The organism is Stenotrophomonas sp. YJH_SMC_80, assembly GCF_059372495.1.
The window spans coordinates 1-22057 of record NZ_JCAFVP010000010.1; the positions used below are offsets into that span (position 1 = coordinate 1).

The window sequence follows — 22057 nt, forward strand, 5'->3', positions numbered from 1 at the left end:
ACAGCTGACGCCCGGCTGGCTGGCCTGCTCAACCGCACCGCGCTTGAACTCGGTGCTGAACTTCCTTCGCTTCGACATGAACACTCCTCATGGCCTTGATCGGCCTTCTCGTAAGTGTCCGTGAAAACGGGGGTGAACCCGCAGGTGCACGGCCTGCGCCCGGGCCAGCAGAGGCAGGGCATCTGCCACCGCACGACGGGCCTGCTTGCTGGCATTCCAGGCCACCACGATACGCCGGCCGACCTGCTCGCCCTTCCAGTGCGGCGGCACCAGCAGCATCGGTACCCCGGTCTGGCGAAGCGTGCCCAGTGGATGCCAGCCGGAGGGCGCGCCTGGTGTGTGCGGATAGCCGGCGATGATCAGGTCGCAGTACAGCGACTGCAGCGCCAGGTCAGCGCCACCCAGGTAGTCCGAGACGATGCGCAGTTCGGTGCTGATCTGCAGCGGCTCGGACACGGCACGCAGGTTCTGCATCAGCTGTGCGGTGCAGGCGGCATCCGCGCGGGCCTCGTGGTCTAGCGCGGCGGCGATGCCGGCACCGCGCGCGAAGCCGTTGGCGATGTCGGTGGGATGCAGGGCCGTGGAGACTGCGACCAGATGCGCCTGCTGGGCCTGCGCCAGGTCGGCAGCGATGTTGAGAACGCGGTGCCCGGTGTCGCTGGCGTCGAACAGCACGGCGATATCGCGTAGTGGGTGCAGCATGGCGTTGTCTCCCTCGATGCCTGTGACGCGTTCCCTGCCGTGCACCGACCCGGGTGCACCGGACGCACCCCTGTTGTAGCGCATTCGTGATTCGGATGAATCATGTTTGATTCAGTTTATTAATTGATGATTCATGCTAGCGTGAGGGCCAGCCCACACCTCAATGCTTTTCATGCGACCTGCCGCAGCACGTACACGACGCGACCTGCCGCACGCGCTGGCGGCCACCCTGGTCAGCCATCCACGCTGCACCCTCAGCGAACTCGCGCGCGGGGCGGGCATCAGCCGCGCCACCCTGTACCGGTTTGCGCCTACCCGCGAGGCGATCGACGAGGCCCTGTTCGCGGCCGGTTTCGAGCGCGTGGAAGCGGCGGCGGCCTGGTTCGACCAGGGCGGTGATGCACGCCTCGTGCTGGAGCAGGTCACCGCCACGCTGCTGGCGGACTGGGAGCTGGTGACGCTGCTGTTCGCGCGGATGATGGAAGAGCAACAGCGCGTGGGAGACTTGCATCTGCTGCCGGAGCGCTGGGCGCCGATCGGCGAGCGCTTCGAGGCCTTTTTCCTGCGGGGTCAGGCGGCCGGAGAGTTCAACGTCGGTTTCACCGCGGTATGGCTCGCGGACTTCTACTGGAGCTGCTTCTACGGCATCACCTGGTCACTGGCACGCGGTCGGCTGGCGCCGGCAGCGGCAGCCTCTACGCTGCTGGCATCGTTCCAGCGCGGGGCGATGATGGGTTGACCGCAGGGGTTTCCTGCGGGGCGCCGTGGCTTACGCCTGCCTGAGCAGCTGCACCAGCTGGCGCAGGCGATAGGGCTTGGGCAGGAACTCCACCTGCTCGGGCAGCGGCGGCAGCTGCGAACGGGCATAGCCGGACGAGAGGATCATCCGTGCCTGCGGCTGTTCGCGTGCCACATGCTCGCTCAGCTCGATGCCGGACATGCCGTTGGGCATGCTGACGTCGCTGAACACCACGTCGAAACGTGCTTCGCCCTTGAGCAGTTCCGCCGCCTCGTGGCCATCGGCGGTCGTGGCCACATCGATGCCGAGGTCGCGCAGGGCTAGGCCGATCATTTCACGCAGATCGGTCTGGTCTTCCACCATCAGTACGCGGATCGGGTCATCGGTCATCGGCAGGGTCCTCCATTGCGGGTAGCAGCAGGCTGACCGTGGTGCCGACACCGGGCGTGGTGGACACGTCGACGAAGCCGCCGCTCTGGGTAGTGAATCCGAACACCTGGCTCAGGCCCAGGCCGCTGCCTTTGCCGATGTCCTTGGTGGTGAAAAAGGGCTCGGTGGCCCGTTCGGCGATGTCGGCCGCCATCCCGTGGCCTTCATCGCAGACGCTGAGAGTGACATAGCCACGTTGCAGCGTGGAGTCCGCGTCCGGGTCGAGGCGATGCTCCAGCGCGGTGCCGATCAGGATGCGGCCGCCTTCAAGGGTAGCATCGGCGGCATTGGCGACCAGATTGGCCAGCGCCGTCTGCAGCTGCAGCGCATCGGTGTTGACCGCAGGCAGGCCGGGTGCCAGCTTGGCATCCAGCATCACCGTGGACGGGCAGGCGCGTTGCAGGTCCGGCAGCCACTGCTGTATCAGCACATTGATATCCAGTGGTTCGCGGATCAGGGTCTGGCCAGTGCTGAACGCCAGCAGCTGGCGGGTCAGCAGCGCACCACGATCGGTCGCGCTCTGCGCGGCATCGAGCAGCTCGGCGGCGCGCGCATCGTCACCGCCAACGCGCAGGGACAGCAGGTCCAGTGCGTTGCCGATGGTGGTCAGCAGGTTGTTGAACTCGTGCGACAGGCCGCGGCTGAGTCGGCCGACGGTCTCGAACTGTTGGGTATTGCGCAGCGCTCGTTGGGCATCACGCAGCAGGCGCTGTGCCTGCCACTGCTCGGTGATGTCGCGGGTGATCTTGACGAAGCCCAGCAGCTCACCCGCTTCAACCACCGGCTCGATGACAACACTGGCACGGAATGACGAGCCATCGCGGCGTACCCGCCAGCCCTCATTGGCAACGTGGCCATGCTGCGCTGCATGACGGAGCAGGCGTTGCGGTTCTCCTGCCTCGCGGTCGGCGGCCAGGTAGAAGCGACCAAAGTGGGTGCCCACCACTTCATCGGCTGAATAGCCCTTGATGCGCTCCGCACCCGGGTTCCAGCTGCAGACGATGCCATCCGGATCAAGCAGGTACAGCGCATGGTCGCGCACGCTGTCGATCAGCAGTCGCAGTTGGCGGGAAGGGTCCGTCAGCACGGACGTCGTAGAGGCGGCAGCGTCCACGTAAAAATAAGTGTTACCCCTGTGAGGGACGTGAAGCTAGGCATTCAAGTGTGAAGGAGGCGTGGAGGCGGGACACGTGCCATTTGTCCTGTGCGGCTGAATACGACACGGAGTACCATCACCCACCCTTTTTGTTCTGGAACCGACCTGCATGCGTCCTGGTGCGACTACGCGTGACCGCTGGATCTGGATGACGTCCGCCGTGCTGCTGGCTGCGACCATCGCATTGGAGCTGGTGGTACCGCTCGGTTATGCGGTATGGCTGGCGTATTTCCTGGCCGTGGGCGTCACGGTGTTCCAGCGCAGTGTGCGCGCGCCGTTCATCGTGGCTGTGCTCGCCTGCGTCCTGCTGGTCATCGGTTTCAACATCGCCCCGGCCAGCTCGAACTCGGCGTTCTCGCTGGTCAACCGAAGCATCGGTGGTTGTGCGTTCCTGATGATCGCGCTGATCGTCTCCCGCGCGATCCAGGCACGCCGGGACGCAATGCGGGCGTTGTGGCTGCAGGAGGCCGAGAACGCGGTAGCGATGAGCCTGCGCGGCGACCTCGGTCCGGAGCAGATTGCCGAGGCGGCAGCCACCAGCCTGGGCGCGCAACTGGAGGCCGACGTCGGCGCCGTGTACCGGCTGGAAGGCGGACGACTGCAGCTGACCGGCGGCCTGGCGTTGCCGTCCGGCATGCCGGCGTCGCTGGCATTGCAGGAGGGCGTGGCCGGGCAGGTGGCGCGGGATGAGTGCATCCGTCACCTGGAGGGCAGCGACGACGCCGTACTTGAACTGCAGACCAGCCTGGGGCGGTTGCCGGTGCGCGAGCGCATCCTGGCGCCGATCAGCAGTGACGGCACCGTGGTAGGCATCGTCGAGCTGGGACGCGCCCGGGCGGGTGCGCAGCGCGACCTGGATCGTGAGCTGCTGGAGCGCTGCGCCGAGACCATCGGCATGGCGCTGCGTGCATCGCTGCTGCGCGCACAACTGGTGGTGCTGCTGGAGGAATCGCAGCGCCAGGGCGAGGAGCTGCAGGCCCAGCAGGAAGAGCTGCGCGTGGCCAATGAGGAACTGGAAGAGCAGAGCCGCAGCCTGCTGCAGTCGCAGAGCCATCTGGAAGAACAGCAGGCCGAGCTGGAACAGAGCAACGTCCAGCTGGAAGAGCGGACCCACGAGCTGGAGGCGCAGAAGCAGGCACTGCTGGTCGCGCAGAGCCAGCTGGTGCGCAACAGCAACGAACTGGCCGCGACATCGCGCTACAAGTCCGAGTTCCTGGCCAACATGTCGCACGAACTGCGCACGCCGCTGAACAGCTCGCTGATCCTGGCCAAGCTGCTGGCCGACAACAAGGACGGCACGCTCACCGAAGAACAGGTGAAGTATGCGCGTGCGATCCTGTCGTCCAACAACGATCTGCTGGCGCTGATCAACGACATCCTGGACCTGTCGCGCATCGAGGCCGGCCACGTCGAGCTGGCCGATGAAGTGGTGGTGACCGACAGCGTGCTGCAGCGCCTGCGCGAGACTTTCGAGCCGATGGCGCGGCAGAAGGGCCTGGCCCTGCAGATCGAGGCCGATGCGCTGGCGCCGAGCCAGCTGGTGGTCGACAGCCAGCGCCTGCAGCAGATCCTGAAGAACCTGCTGGCCAATGCGGTGAAGTTCACCGAGCATGGAAAGGTCAGCCTGCACGTGCGCGCGGCCGGTCAGGGGCGCATCCGTTTCGAGGTCTGCGACAGCGGTATCGGCATTGCCCGCGAGCAGCTGCAGGTCATCTTCGAAGCCTTCCGCCAAGCCGATGGCAGCACCCGTCGCCGCTACGGTGGCACCGGCCTGGGGCTGTCGATCTCGCGCGATCTGGCCGAGCGCATGGGCGGCAGCATCCAGGTCGACAGCGAACCGGGCCGTGGCAGCTGCTTCATTCTGGAACTGCCGTTGCAGGGCGCGCCCGCGTCGAACGCCGCGGACATCGCCGCAGCTCCCGTGGCTTCGCCTGTCGCGGCCGCTGTGCCGGCGATGCAGGTGCCAGCAAGGGCTCCGGTGGCGCCGCCGACGACGGTGCCCAGCGTGGCCGACGACCGCGGTCGTCGCCAGCACCCGGGCCGCCTGATCCTGGCCGTCGAGGACGACGCCACGTTCGCCGAAGCGCTGGTGGCCCTGGCCCATGAACTGGATTTCGACTGCGTGGTGGCCGGGACGGCCGAAGAGGCGCTGGCCCTGGCCGGCGAACTGCGACCGAACGGCATCCTGCTCGATATCGGCCTGCCGGACGTGTCCGGCCTGAGCGTGCTGGAGCGCCTGAAGCGCAACCCCGATACCCGCCATATTCCTGTGCACGTGGTCTCGGCAACGGACCGCAGCCAGGTGGCGCGCGAGCTTGGCGCGATCGGGTTTGCGATCAAGCCGACCACGCGCGAGCGCCTGGTAAGCGCCATCGAGCAGCTGGAACAGACCAGCCAGCGCGACGTGCGGCGCCTGCTGATCGTCGAGGACGACAGCGAGCTGCGCCACAACCTGGAACTGCTGCTGGGCCGTGATCAGCTGCAGATCGTCGCCGTGGGAACGCTTGCTGGCGCGCTGGAGCAGCTCAGCACGGTCACCTTTGATTGCATGGTGATGGACCTGTCACTGCCTGACGGCAGCGGCTACGACCTGCTCGAACACATGGCCGGCAACGATGACGTCGGCTTCCCGCCGGTGATCGTCTATACCGGTCGCGCGCTCGGTCGCGAGGAAGAACAGCGCCTGCGCCGCTATTCCAAGAGCATCATCATCAAGGGCGCACGTTCGCCCGAACGCCTGCTGGATGAAGTCACCCTGTTCCTGCACAGCGTGGAAGCCAGCCTGCCCACCGACCAGCAGCGCCTGCTGCGCGAGGCGCGCCGTCGCGACACCGTGCTCGATGGACGCACCGTACTGCTGGCCGAGGACGACGTGCGCAACATCTTTGCGCTGTCCAGCGTGCTCGAGCCGCTGGGCGTGACGCTGGAGATCGCGCGCAATGGGCAGGAGGCAGTGGACCGCCTGGCCGAGCGCGAAGTCGACCTGGTGCTGATGGACATCATGATGCCGGAGAAGGATGGCCTGGCCGCGATGCGCGAGATCCGCGCGCAGCGTCACCTGCAGGACCTGCCGATCATCGCGCTGACTGCCAAGGCCATGCCGGACGACCGTGAGCGTTGCCTGCAGGCGGGCGCCAACGATTACATCGCCAAGCCCATCGACGTCGACAAGCTGGTCTCGCTGTGCCGGGTCTGGTGCTCGCGGCAATGAACGAACAGGCGCTGTTCGACCTCGAACTGAAGGTCCTGCTGGAGGCGCTGTACCAGCGCTACCACTACGATTTCCGCAGCTATGCGGTGTCGTCGCTGCGCCGACGCATGCGCCAGGCGATGCAGCGCTATGAGTGCGAGCGGCTGGTCGACCTGCAGTACCGGCTGCTGCACGAGCCGGACCTGTTCGCCCAGGCCATGCAGTTCTTCACTGTGCAGGTCTCGGAGATGTTCCGTGACCCTGCGTATTTCCGTGAGCTGCGCGAGCAGGTGGTGCCAGTGCTGCGTACCTATCCCTCGGTGAAGCTGTGGGTGGCCGGCTGCAGCACGGGCGAGGAAGTGTGGTCGCTGGCGATCCTGCTGCATGAAGAAGGCCTGCTCGAGCGCAGCATCGTCTATGCCACCGACATCAATCCGGCCGCGCTGGCCACCGCCGAGGCGGGCGCCTATGGCATCGACCGGATGGCCCAGTTCAGCCGCAACTACCTGGCCGCCGGTGGCACCGCGTCGCTGTCGGACTACTACGCCACCGCCTACGATGGTGCCGTGTTCGACCGCCAACTGCGCCGCAACGTGGTGTTCGCCGACCACAGCCTGGCCACCGATACCGTGTTCTCCGAAGTGCACCTGGTGTCGTGCCGCAACGTACTGATCTATTTCAACCGCGACCTGCAGGACCGTGCCGTCGGCCTGTTCCGCGAAGCGCTGGTGCACCGGGGCTTCCTTGGCCTGGGCAGCAAGGAGTCGCTGCAGTTCGGGTGCCACCACGATGCCTTCGAGGTCTGTTCGCGAGAGCACCGCCTTTATCGGAAGGTGGCCTGATGACGCTGCCAGTGCGTCCGGCCGTGCTGGTGATCGGCGCGTCCGCCGGTGGCGTGGCGGCCCTGCAGGCGGTGCTCGGTGCACTGCCGGCGAAGCTGCCGGTACCGGTACTGGCCGTGCTGCACCTGCCGCGTGACCGTACCAGCCGCATCGCCGAGGTGCTGGCGCCGTACTGCGCGTTGCCGGTGCGCGAAGCCGAAGACAAGCAGCCGTTGCAGCCGGGCACGGTGACGTTCGCGCCGCCGGATTACCACCTGCTGGTGGAGGACGAGGGGGCGGTGGCGTTGTCGGTGGATGCACCGGTGCTGTTTTCCCGTCCGGCCATCGATCCGCTGTTCGATTCCGCTGCTGCGGTGTTCGGCGCGCAGGTATTGGCCCTGCTGCTGACCGGTGCCAGCAGTGATGGCAGCGAGGGCGTTGCCGCCGTGCGCCGTGCCGGTGGCCATGCCTGGCTGCAATGTCCCGAGGAAGCCGAGGCGTCGATGATGCCCGCTTCCGCCCTGCAGTACGCCGGCGCCGATGCCGTGCTGCCCCTTGAACTGATGTGTCGCCGCCTGAAGGAGTTGTTTGCATGAACCTGTTGCCACCGGAACCTGCGCAGTCGCAGACCCCGGTCAACCTGCTGATCGTCGATGACGTGCCGCAGAACCTGGTAGCCATGCAGGCCCTGCTGCAGCGCGAAGGGGTCAACCTGCTGCTGGCCGGCTCGGGCGCGCAGGCGTTGGAGCTGCTGCTCGAGCACGAGGTGGCATTGGCCCTGCTTGACGTGCACATGCCGGAGATCGATGGCTTCACCCTGGCCGAACTGATGCGCGGTTCGCATCGCAGCCGCGACGTGCCGATCATCTTCCTGACCGCCTCTCCGGATGATCCCCTGCGCGTGTTCAAGGGCTACGAAAGCGGTGCGGTCGATTTCCTGCACAAGCCGGTGGCGCCGCAGGTGATCCTGAGCAAGGTCAACGTTTTCATCGAGCTGTACCAGCAGCGGCAGCTGCTGAAGGCGCGCAACGAGGCACTGGAGCGCGCGCTGAAGCTCAACGAGACGATGGCTGCCGTTTTGACCCACGACCTGCGCACGCCGTTGTCGGCGATCCTGCTGTGTGCCGACAAGCTGGCGCTGGAGCTTCCGGAAGACAACGCAGGCGCGCAGCAGACCCTGCAGTACCTGGAAGCCAGCACCCTGCGGATGGCGCGGATGGTCGAGCAGCTGCTGGATTTCTCGCGGATCCGCAGCGGTGGCCTGAGGCTGGAGGCAAGTGCCTGCGATCTGGCCGACGTAACGCGCGCGGTAGTCGCCGAGGCGGGCAGCGCGCATGGGGCGGACCGGATCCACCTGGACCTGCAGGGAGATACGCGGCTGCAGGGCGATCTGGATCGCCTTGGCCAGGTCGCCGCCAACCTGGTCGGCAATGCGCTGACCCATGGCAGCGAGGCGAGGGTGGAGGTGGATGGGCGCGACCCGCGCGGCGTACTGCTGCGGGTCAGCAACGCCGGCCGGATCGATGACGCGCTGTTGCCGCGACTGTTCGAACCGTTCAAGGCCAGCTTCCACCAGAGCAAGGGCCTGGGCCTGGGCCTGTACATCGTCGATCAGTTCGTCCGCGCGCACGGCGGGCGCATTGCGGCCCGCAACGAAGCGGGCCAGGTGGTGTTCGAGGCAATGCTGCCACGGCGCTGCGACGGCACGGTCTTGGCGGCAACCTAAGCGCTTCAGCCAGCATCCCGGCGGACTGAGACGGACTGGTCCGCAACTGCCAGCGTGGGTGCCTATTCTCGCCAGCTTTCCTGCAGTGACTGGTCCGGATTCTCCCGGCGCCTGCAGGGCGATCGTTCGGCACCGACGCCAGTGGACCTGCTCGATCAGGTGGTGCAGTCGGCGCTGCACGCAGGCTGATGGTCTGCGCCGGATTCAGCGCGAAGCAGCACCGCAGTACGCCGCATGCAGCGCCTGCAGCACGCCCAGTGCGGGCCCTTCAAGAACCCGGTAGTGTATCGCCTGCGCTTCGCGCCGGGTCGCCACGATATCCAGTCCGCGCAGCACCGCCAGATGCTGTGACAACGCCGATGCGCTCAGGCCGGTCAGTGCCTGCAGTTCCGGTACCGGCGCTTCACCTTCCACCAGGCGGCACAGCACCCGCAGCCGGGCCGGGTGGGCCAGGCTTTTGAGCAGCGTGGCTGCCTGCGACGCGTGTTCGGCCATCGCGGCGCTGTCGAGCTGGGTCCGGGCCATGGTTGACCATTTTATTTAGAATGATCTAATTTAGAATAATCTAAACAAATGGGCAATCTCATGTACGGCAGCGAAGAGGGTAGGGCATGAACCTGCCATGGAGTGCGGCGGCAGGTGGTGCGTTGATCGGCGCCGCCGCGGTGCTGTTGCTCGCCACCATCGGACGCGTGGCGGGCATCAGCGGCATCACCGCAGGCAGCCTGCGCGCAGGCAAGGGCGAGCGTGCCTGGCGCTGGGCCTTCTTGGCCGGCCTGACCGCATCGGCGGGGCTGGTGCTGTGGTGGCAATCGGTGCCCGAGGCATCGCCGCGTGCGCTGCTGCGTGATGCGCTGCCGGCATGGCAGTTGATGGGAGCCGGCCTGCTGGTCGGCTTCGGTACGCGGCTGGGCAACGGCTGCACCAGCGGCCACGGTGTCTGCGGCATGGCCCGCGCTTCGAAGCGATCGCTGGCGGCCGTGCTGGTGTTCATGGCCTGCGCGATGCTGACCACCTTCCTGGTCCGTCATGGCGGAGGCCCAACATGAGCCGCGCAGTCTGGGCCGCCGGCGCGGCGGGCGCATTGTTTGGCATGGGGTTGGCACTTTCGGGAATGACCGACGCGCGTCGTGTCCTCGGCTTCCTCGACATCACCGGTGACTTCGATCCCACGCTGCTGTGGGTGCTGGGCTCGGCGCTGCTGGTCAGCGCGATCGGGCAGCGGTGGGTGTTGCGGCGACAGCAGCCGCTGTACGCAGACCGCTTCCGGCTGCCTGTTACCCGGCGTGTGGATGCTCGCCTGCTGCTGGGTGCCGCGCTGTTCGGGATCGGCTGGGGTTGGGCGGGCTATTGCCCAGGACCGGCCATCGCCGGGGTGGCCGTGGCGTCGCGCGAAGCCCTGTGGTTCGTGCCTTCGATGCTTGCAGGATTCTGGCTGCACGACCGCTTCGTCCGTTGAGGCTTTCACCCCTGTCTCACCCTGCCTGGGGTCCTATCTTCGGATCACGGGGAAAAGGAGTGCAACGACATGGCACGGATGAAGTGGATGGGAAGGGGAATGCTGGCGGTCGCGCTGGCCGCAGCCGTGGCACCGGCACTGGCCTGCACGCGCGCGGTGTACCTGGGTGACAACGGCGATGTGATCACCGCGCGCTCGATGGACTGGAAGGTCGATGTGGCGACCAACCTCTACATACTGCCGCGCGGCATTGCGCGCACCGGCCAGGCCGGCCCGAAGTCGCTGGCGTGGACTGCGCGCTACGGCTCGGTGGTGGCCACCGGCTACGACGTGTCGACCACCGATGGCATGAACGAAAAGGGCCTGGTGGCCAACCTGCTGTGGCTGGTCGAATCGGAGTATCCGCAGCAGCGTGGCAACAAGCCGGGTCTGGCGATTTCGCTGTGGGCGCAGTATGTGCTGGACAACTTCGCTACCGTGGAAGAGGCGGTCGCCGCGTTGAAGCGCGAGCCGTACTCGATCGTCACCGACAAGGTGCCCGGTGAAGATCGGCAGGCGACGCTGCACCTGTCGCTGTCCGATGCCAGCGGCGACAGTGCCATCGTCGAGTACATCGGCGGCCGCCAGGTGATCCACCATGACCGGCGCTACCAGGTGATGACCAATTCGCCGATCTTCGAGCAGCAGCTTGCGCTCAACAGCTACTGGCAGCAGATCGGCGGCACGGTGATGCTGCCGGGCACCAACCGCTCTGCTGACCGTTTCGCGCGCGCCTCGTTCTACATCAACGCCATTCCCAAGGCCGAGGATCCGGTGGAGGCCCTGGCCAGTGTGTTCAGCGTGATCCGCAACGCGTCGGTGCCGTATGGCATCACCACGCCGGGTGAGCCGAACATCTCATCCACGCGCTGGCGCACCGTGGCCGACCACAAGCGGCGGCTGTACTTCTTCGAATCGGCATTGACCCCGAACACCTTCTGGGTCGATCTGAACAAGGTCGATTTCGCCGGCAAGGTGCTCAAGCTCGACCTCGGCAAGGACCAGCGCAATACCTTCGCCGGTGATGCACTGGGCCAGTTCGTGCCCAGCGCACCGTTCGCCTTCCTCGGCGTCGACGGTTAGTTCGACGCCTGGCTGGAGGCCGGGTAGACCGCCTGGATCGTGCAGCTGCCGCGCGTGTACTGCGGCAGCGGGGCGATGCTTTCACCGCGCAGATCGTCTGTCTCGAATTCGGCAGTCATGATCCGATCGCCGGGATTGCCACAGATCAGGCCGTTCTGCAGGCCCGAGTGGAAGCTCAGCTGCGGCGCGCGGTCGAGCTGGCGGCAGTGGCTGCCGAGTTCGACCCGGTAGTAGCGATGGCCGCCATTGCGGCGCGGATTGGTCTCCACCAGCATGCCCTGCGGGTCGGATGACCAGGCACGCACGTTGCGCGTGGCAAAGCAGTAGGACGGTGAGCCGCCGAAGCTGCGACGCACCTCCTTGCGTTCGCGGATGGTCACGGCAGGCAGGGTGGCGGTGCGCAGGCGGTCGCTGTCGCGGGCGACGCTGGCATAGTCGCGATTCTGCAGCGGGGTGACCGCGCTGATGGTGCATCGGCGGCCGTCGACCACGAAGCGTTCGCTGGGGCGGCCGCAGGCCCAGCCGGCGGGGGCTTCCAGTTTCAGCGAAGTGGCACCGCGGACGCCGGGACAATCTTCGCTGAAGTCGATCCGATAGGCCTGGCCGGAGGCGGCGCGCAGTGCGATCGAGCGCGGTGATGCCTGCTCCACTTCCTGTACGCCGACAGCGTCCATGCAGTGCGGAGCCGGGGGCGTACGCTCCTGAGCGGAGGCCGAAGCTGCGAGCACCAGGCCGAGGCTGGTGGCGAGCGCCAGGGATACCTGCTGATGGGTCATGTCCTGCACTCCCTGCGGTGGATGACGGTTCGACTATAGCAACGGTTTGCACGGCCGTTGTTACACGCGCACACTGCCCGGATGGGCGCCATCTTCCATCTGCGGCACTACGGCCAGGCCACCGGCCTGGATCGCCATGACTACGCGCAGTGGGTGCTGCCAGTGCAGGGTGAACTGCAGTTCGAAATGGAAGGCCGCGGAGGTCGGCTGGACGTGCTGCAGGGGGCATTCGTGGCCGCCGGTGAGGCGCATGACCAGATGGCTGATGGTCCCAATGGTTTCGTGATCGTTGACTGTCCTCCGGGCGTACTTGATGACGGCACGCAGGAGCATCTGTGCCGGCAGCGCTGGCTGCATCTGCCGCTGGCATTGCGCCGACGCCTGGCTGAGGTGCAGGCAGGGCAGCCGATGCCGGCGCTGCTGCCGCAGTTGCTGCAGGTATTTGCACCTGCCGGCAGTGGCGCGCGCATGCAGGGTCTGTGTGCGGCGGTCCAGGCCGACCCCGGGCAGGCGTGGCCGGTGGCGCGCATGGCGGGGTTCGTCGGGGTCAGCGAGAGCCGTTTGCATGCGCTGTTCCGGCAGGAGTTCGGGCTCAGCCCGCAGGCCTGGCTCAGTGCAAGCCGGTTGCGTTGGGCCAAGCACCAGCTGCGCACCAGCGTGGCGCCGATCAGCGATATCGCGCTGGCCGCGGGCTATTCCGAGCAGAGCGCACTGACCCGTGCGCTGCGCCGCGAGTGCGGCCAGACTCCCGCAGCGTGGCGCCGGGGCGCCGGACTATAGGGTCGAGCCACGCTCGGCTTTGCGCACGCGCGGCCGGTCAGGGCAATAGCCTAGGTCAAGAGCGCCCGCTGGCCAGCGCTTACACTGCGCGGCCTGTTCTCTCCCCCCGAAGAACCCGAATGCGCAACAACCCGATGGCCCTGGGCATCGCCAATGGCGTTGCCGCTGGCGCGCTGTGGGGCGTGGTCTTCCTCGCGCCCGCCGTGCTGCAGTCGTTCAACGCCCTGCAATTGTCGGCCGGGCGCTATCTGGTCTACGGCCTGATCGCCGTAGTACTGCTGCTCCCGCGCTGGAAGCGGCTGGCACCCCAGCTGGGTCGCACCGAATGGATCGGGCTGCTGTGGCTGAGCCTGGCCGGGAACCTGGTGTACTTCCTGCTGCTGGCCACGGCGGTGCAGTGGGCTGGCGGTGCGGCGGCGTCGCTGATTGTCGGCCTGATTCCGGTGGTGGTCACCCTGGTCGGCGTGCGCGAACAGGGTGCAGTGCCTTTGAAACAGCTGCTGCCGGCACTGGGCCTGTGCGTGCTGGGCGTGGCCCTGGTTGGTTGGGAAGCATTGATGTCCGAGCACCTGGCAACCCCGTGGCGGCAGCGCCTGATCGGCCTGCTGTGCGCGTTCGGCGCGCTGTTCTCGTGGGCGTTGTACTCGATCGGCAACAGCCGCTGGCTGGCGCGTCGACCGGACTTGTCCAGCCACGACTGGTCGCTGCTGACCGGCGTCACCACCGGCGGCCTGGCCCTGCTGCTGGTGCCGATGGCCTTCATCGGGCACACCAGCGGGCACACGGCGGCGCAGTGGAGTGGTTTCTGGGCAATCAGCGCCGGTGTGGCGGTGGTGGCCTCGATCCTCGGCAATGCGTTCTGGAACCGCGCCAGCCGCCTGCTGCCGCTGACCCTGACCGGCCAGATGATCGTGTTCGAGACGCTGTTCGCGCTGGCGTATGCCTTCGCCTGGCAGCAGCGCTGGCCTTCGCTGCTGGAAGCGCTGGCGATCGTGTTCCTGGTGGCCGGCGTGATGCTGTGCGCGCATGCCCATCGCAGTCCACGGGCGATCGCCGAACATGCCGGCTGAATGCGTGCGTCAAGCGTGCTGATGCTGCCTTGGTCTCAGATGCAACCAAATGCCGGCATGTTGAGCGATGATCGCGGCACTGGTTTTTTGCATCGCAGCACTTGACAGCAGGCCGGCGCACAGTGTTTTCTGTGCGTCATGGTTCTTGATGCCGCCCACGCCAGCCTGATCGCTCCCGCCACTGCGGGCCGTTCGACTGCGCCGGTCGCCACCACCACCATTACCACCACCACCGCCACCACTGCCCTGGTGCGGCCCGTCGTCTTCGTGTAACTCCCGAAAACCACGGCCCCGCACCATACAGGTGGCGGGGAAACTCGACACCTGCATGCGACGGGGCCTTCTGCCGAGGTCTGCATGTCTTCCCACGCCCCCGCTCATCCCGTTGCCCCGGCCGATCTGGCTGCACCGTCCATCGTCGTGCACAAGTTCGGCGGCACCTCGGTGGCCGATGCCGAACGCTACCGCCATGTTGCGGGCCTGCTGCTGGCCCGTCCCGAATCGCTGCAGGTCACTGTCGTTTCGGCAATGAAGGGCGTCACTGACGCGCTGATCGAACTGGCCCAGCTGGCGGCCAAGGGCGACGAAGGCTGGCGCGAGGCCTGGCATGCGCTGCGCGCGCGTCACCGTGGCGCCGCCGTGGCCCTGCTGGGCGAGCAGGTGGGCGAGACCGTCGAGTGGATCGACGCCCGCTTCGATCAACTGGCCGAAGTGCTGGCGGCGCTGGCGGTGATCGGCGAGCTGCCGCGCGAAGTGCTCGACCGCGTGCAGGGCCTGGGCGAAGTATTCTCCGCGCAGCTGCTTGGCACCCACCTGCGTGCCTTGGGCGAAGACTGTGCGGTACTCGATGCACGCGACGTGCTGGTGGTCGGGCATGGCGAACTGGGCGTGGATGTCGACTGGGAATCCAGCGCGGACCGTCTGGCCAAGTGGCGCCTGCGGCATCCGCAGATGCGCCTGGTCGCCACCGGTTTCGTTGCCCGTGACCGCCATGACCGCATCACCACGCTCGGCCGCAACGGCAGCGACTATTCCGGCGCGATCTTCGCCGCGTTGTTCAATGCCGATGAACTGCACATCTGGACCGACGTCGACGGTGTGCTGTCGGCCGACCCGCGACTGGTGCCCGAAGCGGTGCAGCTGGAATCACTGAGCTACGACGAGGCCTGCGAGCTGGCTTATTTCGGCGCCAAGGTGGTGCACCCGCAGACGATGTCGCCGGCGATCCGCCTCGGCTTGCCGATCTTCATCCGCAATACCTTCCAGCCGGCGCATCCGGGGACGCGCATCAGCGCCGAGCGCTCGCCGCGCGGGCCGGTGAAGGGCCTGACCCTGAGCCCCGGGCTGTCCCTGTTGAACCTGGAAGGCACCGGCCTGATCGGTGTGCCCGGTACCGCCGAGCGCGTGTTCGCGGCGCTGCGCCAGGCGCAGGTGTCGGTGGTGATGATCTCGCAGGGTTCGTCAGAGCATTCGATCTGCTGCGTGGTGCGCGCTGCCGAAGCGGCGCGTGGCCGTGAGGCACTGCTGCACGCGTTCGCGCATGAACTGTCGGTAGGGCAGGTGCAGCGGGTGCAGGTCAGTGAGGGCGTCAGCGTGCTGGCGGCAGTGGGTGACGGCATGGCCGGCCATCCCGGTGTTGCGGCGCGCCTGTTCGAGGCGCTGGGACGCGCGCAGGTGAACATCCTGGCGATCGCGCAGGGCTCGTCGGAGCGCAATATTTCTGTGGCGGTGGACAGTGCCGATGCCACCCGCGCATTGCGGGCCGCACATGCGGGCTTCTGGCTGTCGCCGCAGACGTTCGCGGTCGGTGTGATCGGGCCGGGCAACGTCGGTGCGGCACTGCTGGACCAGCTGCTGGCGGCCCGCCCGCAGCTGCTGGCCAAGGCCAATGTGGATCTTCGCCTGCGCGCGCTGGCCTCGCGTTCGCGCATGCGGCTGGAAGTGGATGGCCTGCACGCCGATTGGCGGGAGGCATTGCGGGACGCGGGCGAGCCCAGCGACCTGGATCGCTTCACCGAACACCTGCTGGCCGCGCACCTGCCGCATGCGGTGGTGATCGACTGCAGTGGCAGCGCCGACGTGGCCGAGCGCTATGAGGGCTGGCTGGCCGCCGGCATCCACGTGGTGACTCCGAACAAGCAGGCCGGTGCTGGCCCGCTGCCGCGCTACCAGCGCATCCGCGCTGCTGCGGCGGCCAGTGGTGCGCGCTTCCGCTACGAAGCCACGGTGGGCGCGGGCCTGCCGGTGATCACCACGCTGCGTGATCTGGTCGATACGGGCGACGAGGTGCTGGCGATCGAAGGCATCTTCTCCGGCACGCTGGCGTGGCTGTTCAACCGCTTCGACGGCAGTCAGCCGTTTTCGCAGCTGGTCGCGCAGGCGCGGTCGATGGGCTACACCGAGCCGGACCCGCGCGATGATCTTTCGGGCGTGGACGTGGCGCGCAAGCTGGTGATCCTCGCCCGCGAGGCCGGCCACGCGCTCAGCCTGGAACAGGTACAGGTGGAAAGCCTGGTGCCGGCGCTGCTGCGCGATGGCAGCGTGGATGACTTCATGGCGCGTCTGGGCGAGTCCGATGCCAGCCTGTTGCAGCGGTTGCAGGACGCGCGGGCGCGTGGCGCGGTGCTGCGCTACGTGGCACAGCTGGGCGCTGACGGTGCCTCGGTGGGCCTGCAGGAACTGCCCGCCGACCACGCCTTCGCCAACCTTCGGTTGACCGACAACGTGGTGCAGTTCCGTACCCGTCGCTACTGCGACAACCCGTTGGTGGTGCAGGGTCCGGGCGCCGGCCCGGAAGTCACCGCCGCCGGTGTGTTTGCCGACCTGCTGCGGGTCGCGGCCGGTGAAGGAGCGCGCCTGTGATCGCACGTGCGTTCGCGCCGGCCTCGGTGGCCAACGTGGCGGTGGGCTTCGACATTCTTGGTCATGCCATCGCCGGTGTTGGCGATACCGTGAGCGTGCGCCGCATCGACGAGCCGCTGGTGCGCATCGAAGCGATCCGTGGCAGTGCGGTCGAGCTGCCGCTGGAGGCAGCCGGGAACACCGCGGGCGCTGCGCTGATGTCACTGCGCGAAGGCCTGGGCCTGAATTTCGGATTCGCGGTGGAGATCGACAAGGGCATTCCGTTCGGTTCCGGCATGGGCGGTTCGGCAGCGTCATGCGTTGCGGCGCTGGTTGCCGCCAACGCGCTGCTGGATGTACCGCTGTCGCGCGAGGCGCTGTATCCGTTTGCGCTCGACGGCGAGGCGGTGGCCAGCGGTGGCCGCCACGGCGACAACGTGGGGCCGCTGCTGCTGGGTGGTCTTGCGCTGTGTACGGCCGACCGCCTGCTGCCAATTCCGGTGCCGGCGACCTGGCACAGCCTGCTGGTGCATCCGCACGCGGTGCTGGAAACACGCCGTGCGCGCCAGGTGCTGCAGGGCAGCTACGCGCTGGGTGAATTCGTGGCACAGAGTGCGAACCTCGCGCTGGTACTCAGTGGTTGCCATCGTAGTGATGCGGCACTGGTGCGGGCTGGATTGCGCGATGTGCTGGTCGAGCCACGGCGGGCCGGCCTGATTGCGGGTTTCGAAGCAGCCCGCGATGCGGCGCTGTCGGCCCATGCAATGGGTGCGGGCATCTCCGGTGCCGGACCCAGCGTGTTCGCCTGGTTCGAGGACGCCGACCAGGCCCGCGCCGCTGCCGCACCGGTGCAGGCGGCATTTGCCGCCGCCGGTTTCGACAGCGATGCCTGGGTGTCGCCGCTGGATGCACCGGGAGCCCGCTTGTGCTGAATCCTTCCCCGTTACTGGATACCGAACCCATGCAATTTGTTTCGACCCGGGGTCAGTCCCCGGCCGTTGGCCTCAGTGCGGCGATCGCTGCAGGATTGGCGCCCGATGGAGGGCTGTATGTTCCGCAGGTGCTGCCGGCGGCACGTGAGCTGCGGGCCGGCGCAACGCTGGCCGATACCGCCGCCGATCTGCTGGCACCGTTCTTTTCCGGCGACGCGCTGGAGTCTGCGTTGCCGTCGATCTGCCGGGAAGCGTTCGACTTTCAGGTGCCGCTGCGCCCACTGGGCGGCGGTGACCATGTGCTGGAGCTGTTCCATGGGCCGACGGCGGCGTTCAAGGATATCGGTGCGCGCTTCCTGGCCGGAGCACTGTCGCGGCTGCAGGCCGGCAAGGACCGCGATCTGACAATTGTTGTCGCCACGTCTGGCGATACCGGCGCCGCCGTTGCTGCGGCCTTCCATCGCCAGCCCGGCGTGCGCGTGGTGGTGCTGTATCCGGATGGCCGCGTGTCACCGCGCCAGGCGCATCAGCTCGGTTGTTTCGGCGACAACATCCAGGCGCTGCGCGTGGCCGGCGCCTTCGACGATTGCCAGGCGATGGTCAAGCAGGCACTGGCTGACCGCGAACTGCAGGCGCAGGTGCCGCTGAGTTCGGCCAACAGCATCAGCCTCGGCCGCCTGCTGCCGCAGATGAGTTATTACGCGCATGCGGCGGTGTCCCATTACGCGACGCATCGTCGCCGGCTCAACCTGGTGGTGCCGACCGGCAACCTTGGCAATGCGATGGCGGCCGTGCTGGCGCGCGCGCTGGGCGTGCCGATCGGGCAGATCGTGCTGGCCACCAATGCCAATGCGGTACTGCCGGCGTACTTCAATGGCGGCGACTACCAGCCGCAGGCCAGCGTGGCCACCGTGGCCAATGCAATGGACGTAGGGGCGCCCAGCAACTTTGAACGCCTGCGCTGGCTTTACCTCGGAGATGACGCCGAGCTGCGCGCTGCGTTCCGCGCGTTCGCGGTGGATGACGTGACCATCCGCGCGACGATTGCGGCGGCGCACGCCAGCAACGGCGAACTGTTCTGCCCGCATACGGCCACAGCGGTGAAGGTGCTGCAGGACCTGCGTGCGCGCGGCGCCAAGGGCGACTGGGCGGTGGTGGCTACCGCACATCCGGCCAAGTTCGAGGCAGTGGTGGAGCCCTTGATTGGCGAAGCAGTGGCCGTGCCGCCGGCGCTGGATGCGTTGCTGCAGCGGCCCGCGCACGCGGAACCGTTGGCTGCGGAGTATGCGGCGTTGCGTGAGGTGTTGCTGCGTTGATCGAAGGCATCTGGGGTTGCCGGCCAGCGGTCGGCACTACCCGTGCTGCGTCCACCTGGTAGTGCCGGCCGCTGGCCGGCAACCCAGCCAACCGCGATGCGGTCAGATCAACCCTTCACCGGCCAGCGTGCGCAACCCGTCCTCGTCGAGGATCTCCACCACGTTCAGGTGGGGCAGGGCGATCAACCCCTGCTGGCGCAGCTTGGTGAAGGTACGGCTGACCGTTTCCATGGTCAGGCCCAGATGGTCGGCGATGTCGCCACGCCCCATCGGCAGCGAGACGCGCAGGCCATCGCCACCCAGCTTGGCCTCGCGCGCGGCCAGGCGCAGCAGGAAGTCGGCCACCTTCTCGGCCGGCTGCAGCCGCGCCAGTGCCAGCGCGGCATCCTGCGCGGCGTCCAGCTCCTGGCAGGCACGCTGCAGCAGCTTGCGTTCCAGGTGTGGGAAACGGCTGCGAAGCGCCTTCATCTGCGGCAGCGCGACACGGCATACGCGGCTGTCTGCGATGGCCTCGATATCGTAGCGGTGGTGGTCACTGCCGCTCAGGCCCAGGTAGTCGCCAGGAAGCACGAAGCCATTGATCTGGCGGCGGCCATCGGCCAGGGTGCGCACCAGGCGCAGGGCGCCGCCGGTCAATGTATAGACATGGTCGCGCTCTTCGCCGGTGCGGGCCAGGGTACTGCCCATGCTGACCTGCTGGGAAACGGTGACCTGTTCCAGTGCCTGCACTTCATCGGGCGACAGCGCCGAGCACACCGCAAGGTGGCGAACCGAGCAGTGCAGGCAGTCCAGCGTGTTGCAGGACGGCGAGGCGGGATCGTTGGTGGCGGGCGGAGCGCCGGAAGGCCGTGACATGTTGCGGGGGCGTATCGCGGGCGGGGAGGGCCTTATGATACTTCAAGCGGCCGTTCGACCCTGCCCGAGGCGGGGGCGCTAGAATGTCGCCCCCTCCCACGTCCCGTTCCAGCAGGAGTTCCGCCCGTGATCAAGCCCCGTACCCCGCCCGGCACCCTTGAACTGCTGCCGCGCGAGCAGATTGCGTTCCAGCGCATGCTGGACGTCATCCGCCGCAACTACGAGCGCTTCGGGTTCCTGCCGGTGGAGACGCCGGTGTTCGAGCTGTCCGACGTGCTGCTGACCAAGTCCGGTGGCGAGACCGAGCGCCAGGTTTATTTCGTGCAGTCCACCGGTGCGCTGGCCAACGCCGCCGAATCGGGTGACCGTTCGCTGCCGGAAATGGCGCTGCGCTTCGACCTGACCGTGCCGCTGGCGCGCTACGTGGCCGAGCACGAGCATGAACTGACCTTCCCGTTCCGTCGCTACCAGATGCAGCGGGTGTACCGCGGCGAGCGCGCCCAACGCGGCCGCTTCCGTGAGTTCTACCAGTGCGACATCGACGTGATCGGCAAGGACAGCCTGAGCGTGCGATACGACGCCGAAGTGCTGGCGGTCATCCACGCGGTGTTCTCGGAACTGCGCATTGGTGACTTCAGCATCCAGCTGAACAACCGCAAGCTGATGCGTGGCTTCTTCGAGAGCCTGGGCGTGGCCGAGGGCGAGCGCCAGCTGGCAGTGCTGCGCGAAGTGGACAAGCTGGACAAGCGCGGCGCCGATTACGTGCGCGAGACGCTGGTGGGCGAGGGCTTCGAGATTCCGGCCGAGCAGGTCGAGAAGATCCTGGCGTTCGTGGCCGTGCGTTCGCAGGGCCATGCCGATGCACTGGCGCAGCTGGCCACGCTTGAAGCCGACGCCGGTTCTTCGGAGATCCTGCGTACCGGCGTCGCCGAACTGCGCGAAGTGCTGCAGCTGGTGCAGGCGCTGGGCGTGCCGGAAACCGCGTACTGCCTGAATTTCTCCATTGCGCGCGGCCTGGACTACTACACCGGCACCGTCTACGAGACCACGCTGACCGACCACCCGCAGATCGGTTCGATCTGCTCGGGCGGCCGCTACGAAGACCTGGCCAGCCACTACAGCAAGTCGAAGCTGCCGGGCGTGGGCATCTCCATCGGCCTGTCGCGCCTGTTCTGGCAGCTGCGCGAAGCCGGCCTGATCGATGGCATCGAGGGCAGCAGCGTGCAGGCGCTGGTGGCGCTGATGGACGAGCAGGGCATGCCGCAGTCGCTGGACATCGCGCGCCGCCTGCGCGCCGGTGGCATCAACACCGAAGTGCAGATGGAGCCGAAGAAGATCGGCAAGCAGTTCCAGTACGCCGCCAAGGCCGGTATCCGCTTCGTGGTGCTGGCCGGTGAGGACGAGCTGGCGCGCGGCGTGGTGGCAGTGAAGGACCTGCTGCGCGAGCAGCAGTTCGAAGTCTCCCGTGACGAGTTGGCCAGCACCCTGCAGGTCGAGCTGGAGCAGTCGAAGGTGATGTAACGGCCCCTGGCAGCATGCAGCGCTTCAACGAAACGCCCACCAACCGGTGGGCGTTTTCGTTTCCGGGCCTCGTTCCGGGGTCAGGGCCGTTTTCCTCTGGAAAACAGATCCGACCCCGGCAGTCCCGACAGCTCGTGACCACCTGTCGAGGGCGGGGTCGGTCCGGAACCCAGCTGTGCCGATGCTCCGGCCTCTGCGGGTGCGGGTGCAGGGCAGCAGCCCTGCCGCACCCTCAACCCTCGATTTGACGCACTGCGCAAGAATGCGCTAATGTACTAACGCGCTATTACATTGATGCATGGAAACGACCCCGTGAAAGCCCGCCCCGAAATTGCCGCCAAAGACCCGAAGGCCGACCTTGAAGCCCTGGCCCGGGCCTTTGCCGCCCTGCGCGAGCCGGAACAGGTCGAGGCCTTCCTGCGCGATCTGTGCACACCGGCCGAGCTGGAAGCCATGGCTGACCGCTGGAAGGTGGTGCCGCTGCTGCAGCAGGGCGTGCCGTATCGCGAGATCCACGAGCGCACCGGGGTCAGCGTGACCACCACCGGACGGGTGGCACGCACCCTTGAGCATGGCCATCGAGGCTATGCCGCCGCCATCGACCGCCTTGCCTCGCGCTGAT

At 67.2% G+C, this 22057-nt stretch carries 24 protein-coding genes; 16 read left to right on the forward strand and 8 right to left on the reverse strand.

Features of this window, described 5'->3' with window-relative positions; translation table 11 throughout:
• Positions 1–78 (reverse strand): transposase (locus AC5P99_RS15570; protein ID WP_495213335.1); only part of this gene is annotated, 78 nt, incomplete at its 3' end.
• 9 nt (positions 79–87) lie between these two features.
• Complete coding sequence (locus tag AC5P99_RS15575; RefSeq protein ID WP_495213316.1) at positions 88–702, reverse strand: universal stress protein; 615 nt, start codon at positions 700–702, stop codon at positions 88–90.
• A gap of 172 nt (positions 703–874) precedes the next feature.
• On the opposite strand from AC5P99_RS15575, the gene AC5P99_RS15580 reads away from it, so the two are divergent.
• Complete coding sequence (locus AC5P99_RS15580) at positions 875–1441, forward strand: TetR/AcrR family transcriptional regulator (protein ID WP_049449691.1); 567 nt, start codon at positions 875–877, stop codon at positions 1439–1441.
• A 30-nt stretch (positions 1442–1471) separates the two neighbouring features.
• On the opposite strand, the gene AC5P99_RS15585 is transcribed toward AC5P99_RS15580, so the two are convergent.
• Together AC5P99_RS15585 and AC5P99_RS15590 are read right to left on the reverse strand one after the other, a co-directional pair.
• The gene (locus tag AC5P99_RS15585) at positions 1472–1831 is read right to left on the reverse strand and encodes a response regulator (RefSeq protein ID WP_005409405.1); all 360 of its coding nucleotides are present in this window, start codon (positions 1829–1831) and stop codon (positions 1472–1474) included.
• Positions 1821–2984, reverse strand: coding sequence for a two-component system sensor histidine kinase NtrB (locus AC5P99_RS15590; RefSeq protein ID WP_394764588.1), 1164 nt, complete (start codon positions 2982–2984; stop codon positions 1821–1823). Before AC5P99_RS15590 ends, AC5P99_RS15585 begins: the two co-directional genes overlap by 11 nt.
• Positions 2985–3135: 151 nt before the next feature.
• Here AC5P99_RS15590 and AC5P99_RS15595 point away from each other — a divergent pair, with 151 nt between their 5' ends.
• Genes AC5P99_RS15595 through AC5P99_RS15615 form a run of 5 tightly spaced genes read left to right on the forward strand, consistent with a single transcriptional unit; the run spans position 3136 to position 8952 of the window.
• A complete protein-coding gene (locus AC5P99_RS15595; RefSeq protein WP_049449599.1) occupies positions 3136–6237 on the forward strand; it encodes a response regulator in 3102 nt (1033 codons plus the stop codon).
• The gene (locus AC5P99_RS15600) at positions 6234–7058 is read left to right on the forward strand and encodes a CheR family methyltransferase (protein WP_005409408.1); all 825 of its coding nucleotides are present in this window, start codon (positions 6234–6236) and stop codon (positions 7056–7058) included. Before AC5P99_RS15595 ends, AC5P99_RS15600 begins: the two co-directional genes overlap by 4 nt.
• On the forward strand, positions 7058–7633 hold the full coding sequence (locus AC5P99_RS15605) for a chemotaxis protein CheB (protein ID WP_005409409.1): 576 nt from the start codon (positions 7058–7060) through the stop codon (positions 7631–7633). Before AC5P99_RS15600 ends, AC5P99_RS15605 begins: the two co-directional genes overlap by 1 nt.
• Entirely contained in the window at positions 7630–8763 is a 1134-nt protein-coding gene (locus AC5P99_RS15610; RefSeq protein ID WP_005409410.1) for a hybrid sensor histidine kinase/response regulator, read from the forward strand. Before AC5P99_RS15605 ends, AC5P99_RS15610 begins: the two co-directional genes overlap by 4 nt.
• A gap of 54 nt (positions 8764–8817) precedes the next feature.
• Complete coding sequence (locus AC5P99_RS15615) at positions 8818–8952, forward strand: hypothetical protein (RefSeq protein WP_265411824.1); 135 nt, start codon at positions 8818–8820, stop codon at positions 8950–8952.
• A 15-nt stretch (positions 8953–8967) separates the two neighbouring features.
• On the opposite strand, the gene AC5P99_RS15620 is transcribed toward AC5P99_RS15615, so the two are convergent.
• Positions 8968–9288, reverse strand: a complete 321-nt coding sequence (locus AC5P99_RS15620) for an ArsR/SmtB family transcription factor (RefSeq protein WP_012480019.1) — start codon at positions 9286–9288, stop codon at positions 8968–8970.
• An 86-nt stretch (positions 9289–9374) separates the two neighbouring features.
• On the opposite strand from AC5P99_RS15620, the gene AC5P99_RS15625 reads away from it, so the two are divergent.
• The 3 genes from AC5P99_RS15625 (at position 9375) to AC5P99_RS15635 (ending at position 11344) form a co-directional block, all read left to right on the forward strand.
• The gene (locus tag AC5P99_RS15625; RefSeq protein WP_043035070.1) at positions 9375–9812 is read left to right on the forward strand and encodes a YeeE/YedE family protein; all 438 of its coding nucleotides are present in this window, start codon (positions 9375–9377) and stop codon (positions 9810–9812) included.
• Positions 9809–10222 (forward strand): DUF6691 family protein, encoded by a 414-nt coding sequence (locus AC5P99_RS15630; protein WP_005409414.1) that lies wholly within the window; start codon positions 9809–9811, stop codon positions 10220–10222. The genes AC5P99_RS15625 and AC5P99_RS15630 overlap by 4 nt, the downstream gene beginning before the upstream one ends.
• 69 nt (positions 10223–10291) lie before the next feature.
• Positions 10292–11344 (forward strand): linear amide C-N hydrolase, encoded by a 1053-nt coding sequence (locus AC5P99_RS15635; RefSeq protein WP_012480021.1) that lies wholly within the window; start codon positions 10292–10294, stop codon positions 11342–11344.
• Here AC5P99_RS15635 and AC5P99_RS15640 read toward each other — a convergent pair.
• The gene (locus AC5P99_RS15640) at positions 11341–12120 is read right to left on the reverse strand and encodes a DUF6491 family protein (RefSeq protein WP_149500984.1); all 780 of its coding nucleotides are present in this window, start codon (positions 12118–12120) and stop codon (positions 11341–11343) included. The two genes, AC5P99_RS15635 and AC5P99_RS15640, sit on opposite strands and share 4 nt — an antisense overlap.
• A gap of 81 nt (positions 12121–12201) precedes the next feature.
• Here AC5P99_RS15640 and AC5P99_RS15645 point away from each other — a divergent pair, with 81 nt between their 5' ends.
• Both AC5P99_RS15645 and AC5P99_RS15650 read left to right on the forward strand, forming a co-directional pair.
• On the forward strand, positions 12202–12900 hold the full coding sequence (locus AC5P99_RS15645) for a helix-turn-helix transcriptional regulator (RefSeq protein WP_149500985.1): 699 nt from the start codon (positions 12202–12204) through the stop codon (positions 12898–12900).
• Between the two features lie 119 nt (positions 12901–13019).
• Positions 13020–13970: a DMT family transporter gene (locus AC5P99_RS15650; RefSeq protein WP_005409418.1), complete on the forward strand. Its 951-nt coding sequence runs from the start codon at positions 13020–13022 to the stop codon at positions 13968–13970.
• Positions 13971–13979: 9 nt separating this feature from the next.
• Here the strand turns inward: AC5P99_RS15650 and AC5P99_RS15655 are convergent, their stop codons facing one another.
• Positions 13980–14300: a hypothetical protein gene (locus AC5P99_RS15655; protein WP_187757369.1), complete on the reverse strand. Its 321-nt coding sequence runs from the start codon at positions 14298–14300 to the stop codon at positions 13980–13982.
• 27 nt (positions 14301–14327) lie between these two features.
• Between AC5P99_RS15655 and thrA the strand changes: the two genes are divergently transcribed.
• Genes thrA through thrC form a run of 3 tightly spaced genes read left to right on the forward strand, consistent with a single transcriptional unit; the run spans position 14328 to position 19059 of the window.
• Entirely contained in the window at positions 14328–16832 is a 2505-nt protein-coding gene (gene thrA, locus AC5P99_RS15660; RefSeq protein ID WP_495213317.1) for a bifunctional aspartate kinase/homoserine dehydrogenase I, read from the forward strand.
• Positions 16829–17743, forward strand: a complete 915-nt coding sequence (locus AC5P99_RS15665) for a homoserine kinase (RefSeq protein WP_049396335.1) — start codon at positions 16829–16831, stop codon at positions 17741–17743. Before thrA ends, AC5P99_RS15665 begins: the two co-directional genes overlap by 4 nt.
• 29 nt (positions 17744–17772) lie before the next feature.
• Positions 17773–19059: a threonine synthase gene (thrC, locus tag AC5P99_RS15670; protein ID WP_049396337.1), complete on the forward strand. Its 1287-nt coding sequence runs from the start codon at positions 17773–17775 to the stop codon at positions 19057–19059.
• 102 nt (positions 19060–19161) lie between these two features.
• Here the strand turns inward: thrC and AC5P99_RS15675 are convergent, their stop codons facing one another.
• Entirely contained in the window at positions 19162–19914 is a 753-nt protein-coding gene (locus tag AC5P99_RS15675) for a Crp/Fnr family transcriptional regulator (protein ID WP_005409422.1), read from the reverse strand.
• A 126-nt stretch (positions 19915–20040) separates the two neighbouring features.
• Between AC5P99_RS15675 and hisS the strand changes: the two genes are divergently transcribed.
• Both hisS and AC5P99_RS15685 read left to right on the forward strand, forming a co-directional pair.
• On the forward strand, positions 20041–21435 hold the full coding sequence (hisS, locus tag AC5P99_RS15680) for a histidine--tRNA ligase (RefSeq protein WP_005413164.1): 1395 nt from the start codon (positions 20041–20043) through the stop codon (positions 21433–21435).
• A gap of 312 nt (positions 21436–21747) precedes the next feature.
• Entirely contained in the window at positions 21748–22056 is a 309-nt protein-coding gene (locus tag AC5P99_RS15685; RefSeq protein ID WP_005416326.1) for a YerC/YecD family TrpR-related protein, read from the forward strand.
• The last annotated feature ends 1 nt before the right edge of the window (position 22057 follow it).

Bases quoted from the DNA above. Each gene is read 5' to 3' on its own strand.
- AC5P99_RS15575 (WP_495213316.1), bottom strand. From the start codon at position 702: ATGCTGCACCCACTACGCGATATCGCCGTGCTGTTCGACGCCAGCGAC.
- AC5P99_RS15580 (WP_049449691.1), top strand. From the start codon at position 875: ATGCGACCTGCCGCAGCACGTACACGACGCGACCTGCCGCACGCGCTG.
- AC5P99_RS15585 (WP_005409405.1), bottom strand. From the start codon at position 1,831: ATGACCGATGACCCGATCCGCGTACTGATGGTGGAAGACCAGACCGAT.
- AC5P99_RS15595 (WP_049449599.1), top strand. From the start codon at position 3,136: ATGCGTCCTGGTGCGACTACGCGTGACCGCTGGATCTGGATGACGTCC.
- AC5P99_RS15600 (WP_005409408.1), top strand. From the start codon at position 6,234: ATGAACGAACAGGCGCTGTTCGACCTCGAACTGAAGGTCCTGCTGGAG.
- AC5P99_RS15605 (WP_005409409.1), top strand. From the start codon at position 7,058: ATGACGCTGCCAGTGCGTCCGGCCGTGCTGGTGATCGGCGCGTCCGCC.
- AC5P99_RS15610 (WP_005409410.1), top strand. From the start codon at position 7,630: ATGAACCTGTTGCCACCGGAACCTGCGCAGTCGCAGACCCCGGTCAAC.
- AC5P99_RS15620 (WP_012480019.1), bottom strand. From the start codon at position 9,288: ATGGCCCGGACCCAGCTCGACAGCGCCGCGATGGCCGAACACGCGTCG.
- AC5P99_RS15625 (WP_043035070.1), top strand. From the start codon at position 9,375: ATGAACCTGCCATGGAGTGCGGCGGCAGGTGGTGCGTTGATCGGCGCC.
- AC5P99_RS15630 (WP_005409414.1), top strand. From the start codon at position 9,809: ATGAGCCGCGCAGTCTGGGCCGCCGGCGCGGCGGGCGCATTGTTTGGC.
- AC5P99_RS15635 (WP_012480021.1), top strand. From the start codon at position 10,292: ATGGCACGGATGAAGTGGATGGGAAGGGGAATGCTGGCGGTCGCGCTG.
- AC5P99_RS15640 (WP_149500984.1), bottom strand. From the start codon at position 12,120: ATGACCCATCAGCAGGTATCCCTGGCGCTCGCCACCAGCCTCGGCCTG.
- AC5P99_RS15645 (WP_149500985.1), top strand. From the start codon at position 12,202: ATGGGCGCCATCTTCCATCTGCGGCACTACGGCCAGGCCACCGGCCTG.
- AC5P99_RS15650 (WP_005409418.1), top strand. From the start codon at position 13,020: ATGCGCAACAACCCGATGGCCCTGGGCATCGCCAATGGCGTTGCCGCT.
- AC5P99_RS15655 (WP_187757369.1), bottom strand. From the start codon at position 14,300: ATGCAGGTGTCGAGTTTCCCCGCCACCTGTATGGTGCGGGGCCGTGGT.
- thrA (WP_495213317.1), top strand. From the start codon at position 14,328: ATGTCTTCCCACGCCCCCGCTCATCCCGTTGCCCCGGCCGATCTGGCT.
- thrC (WP_049396337.1), top strand. From the start codon at position 17,773: ATGCAATTTGTTTCGACCCGGGGTCAGTCCCCGGCCGTTGGCCTCAGT.
- AC5P99_RS15675 (WP_005409422.1), bottom strand. From the start codon at position 19,914: ATGTCACGGCCTTCCGGCGCTCCGCCCGCCACCAACGATCCCGCCTCG.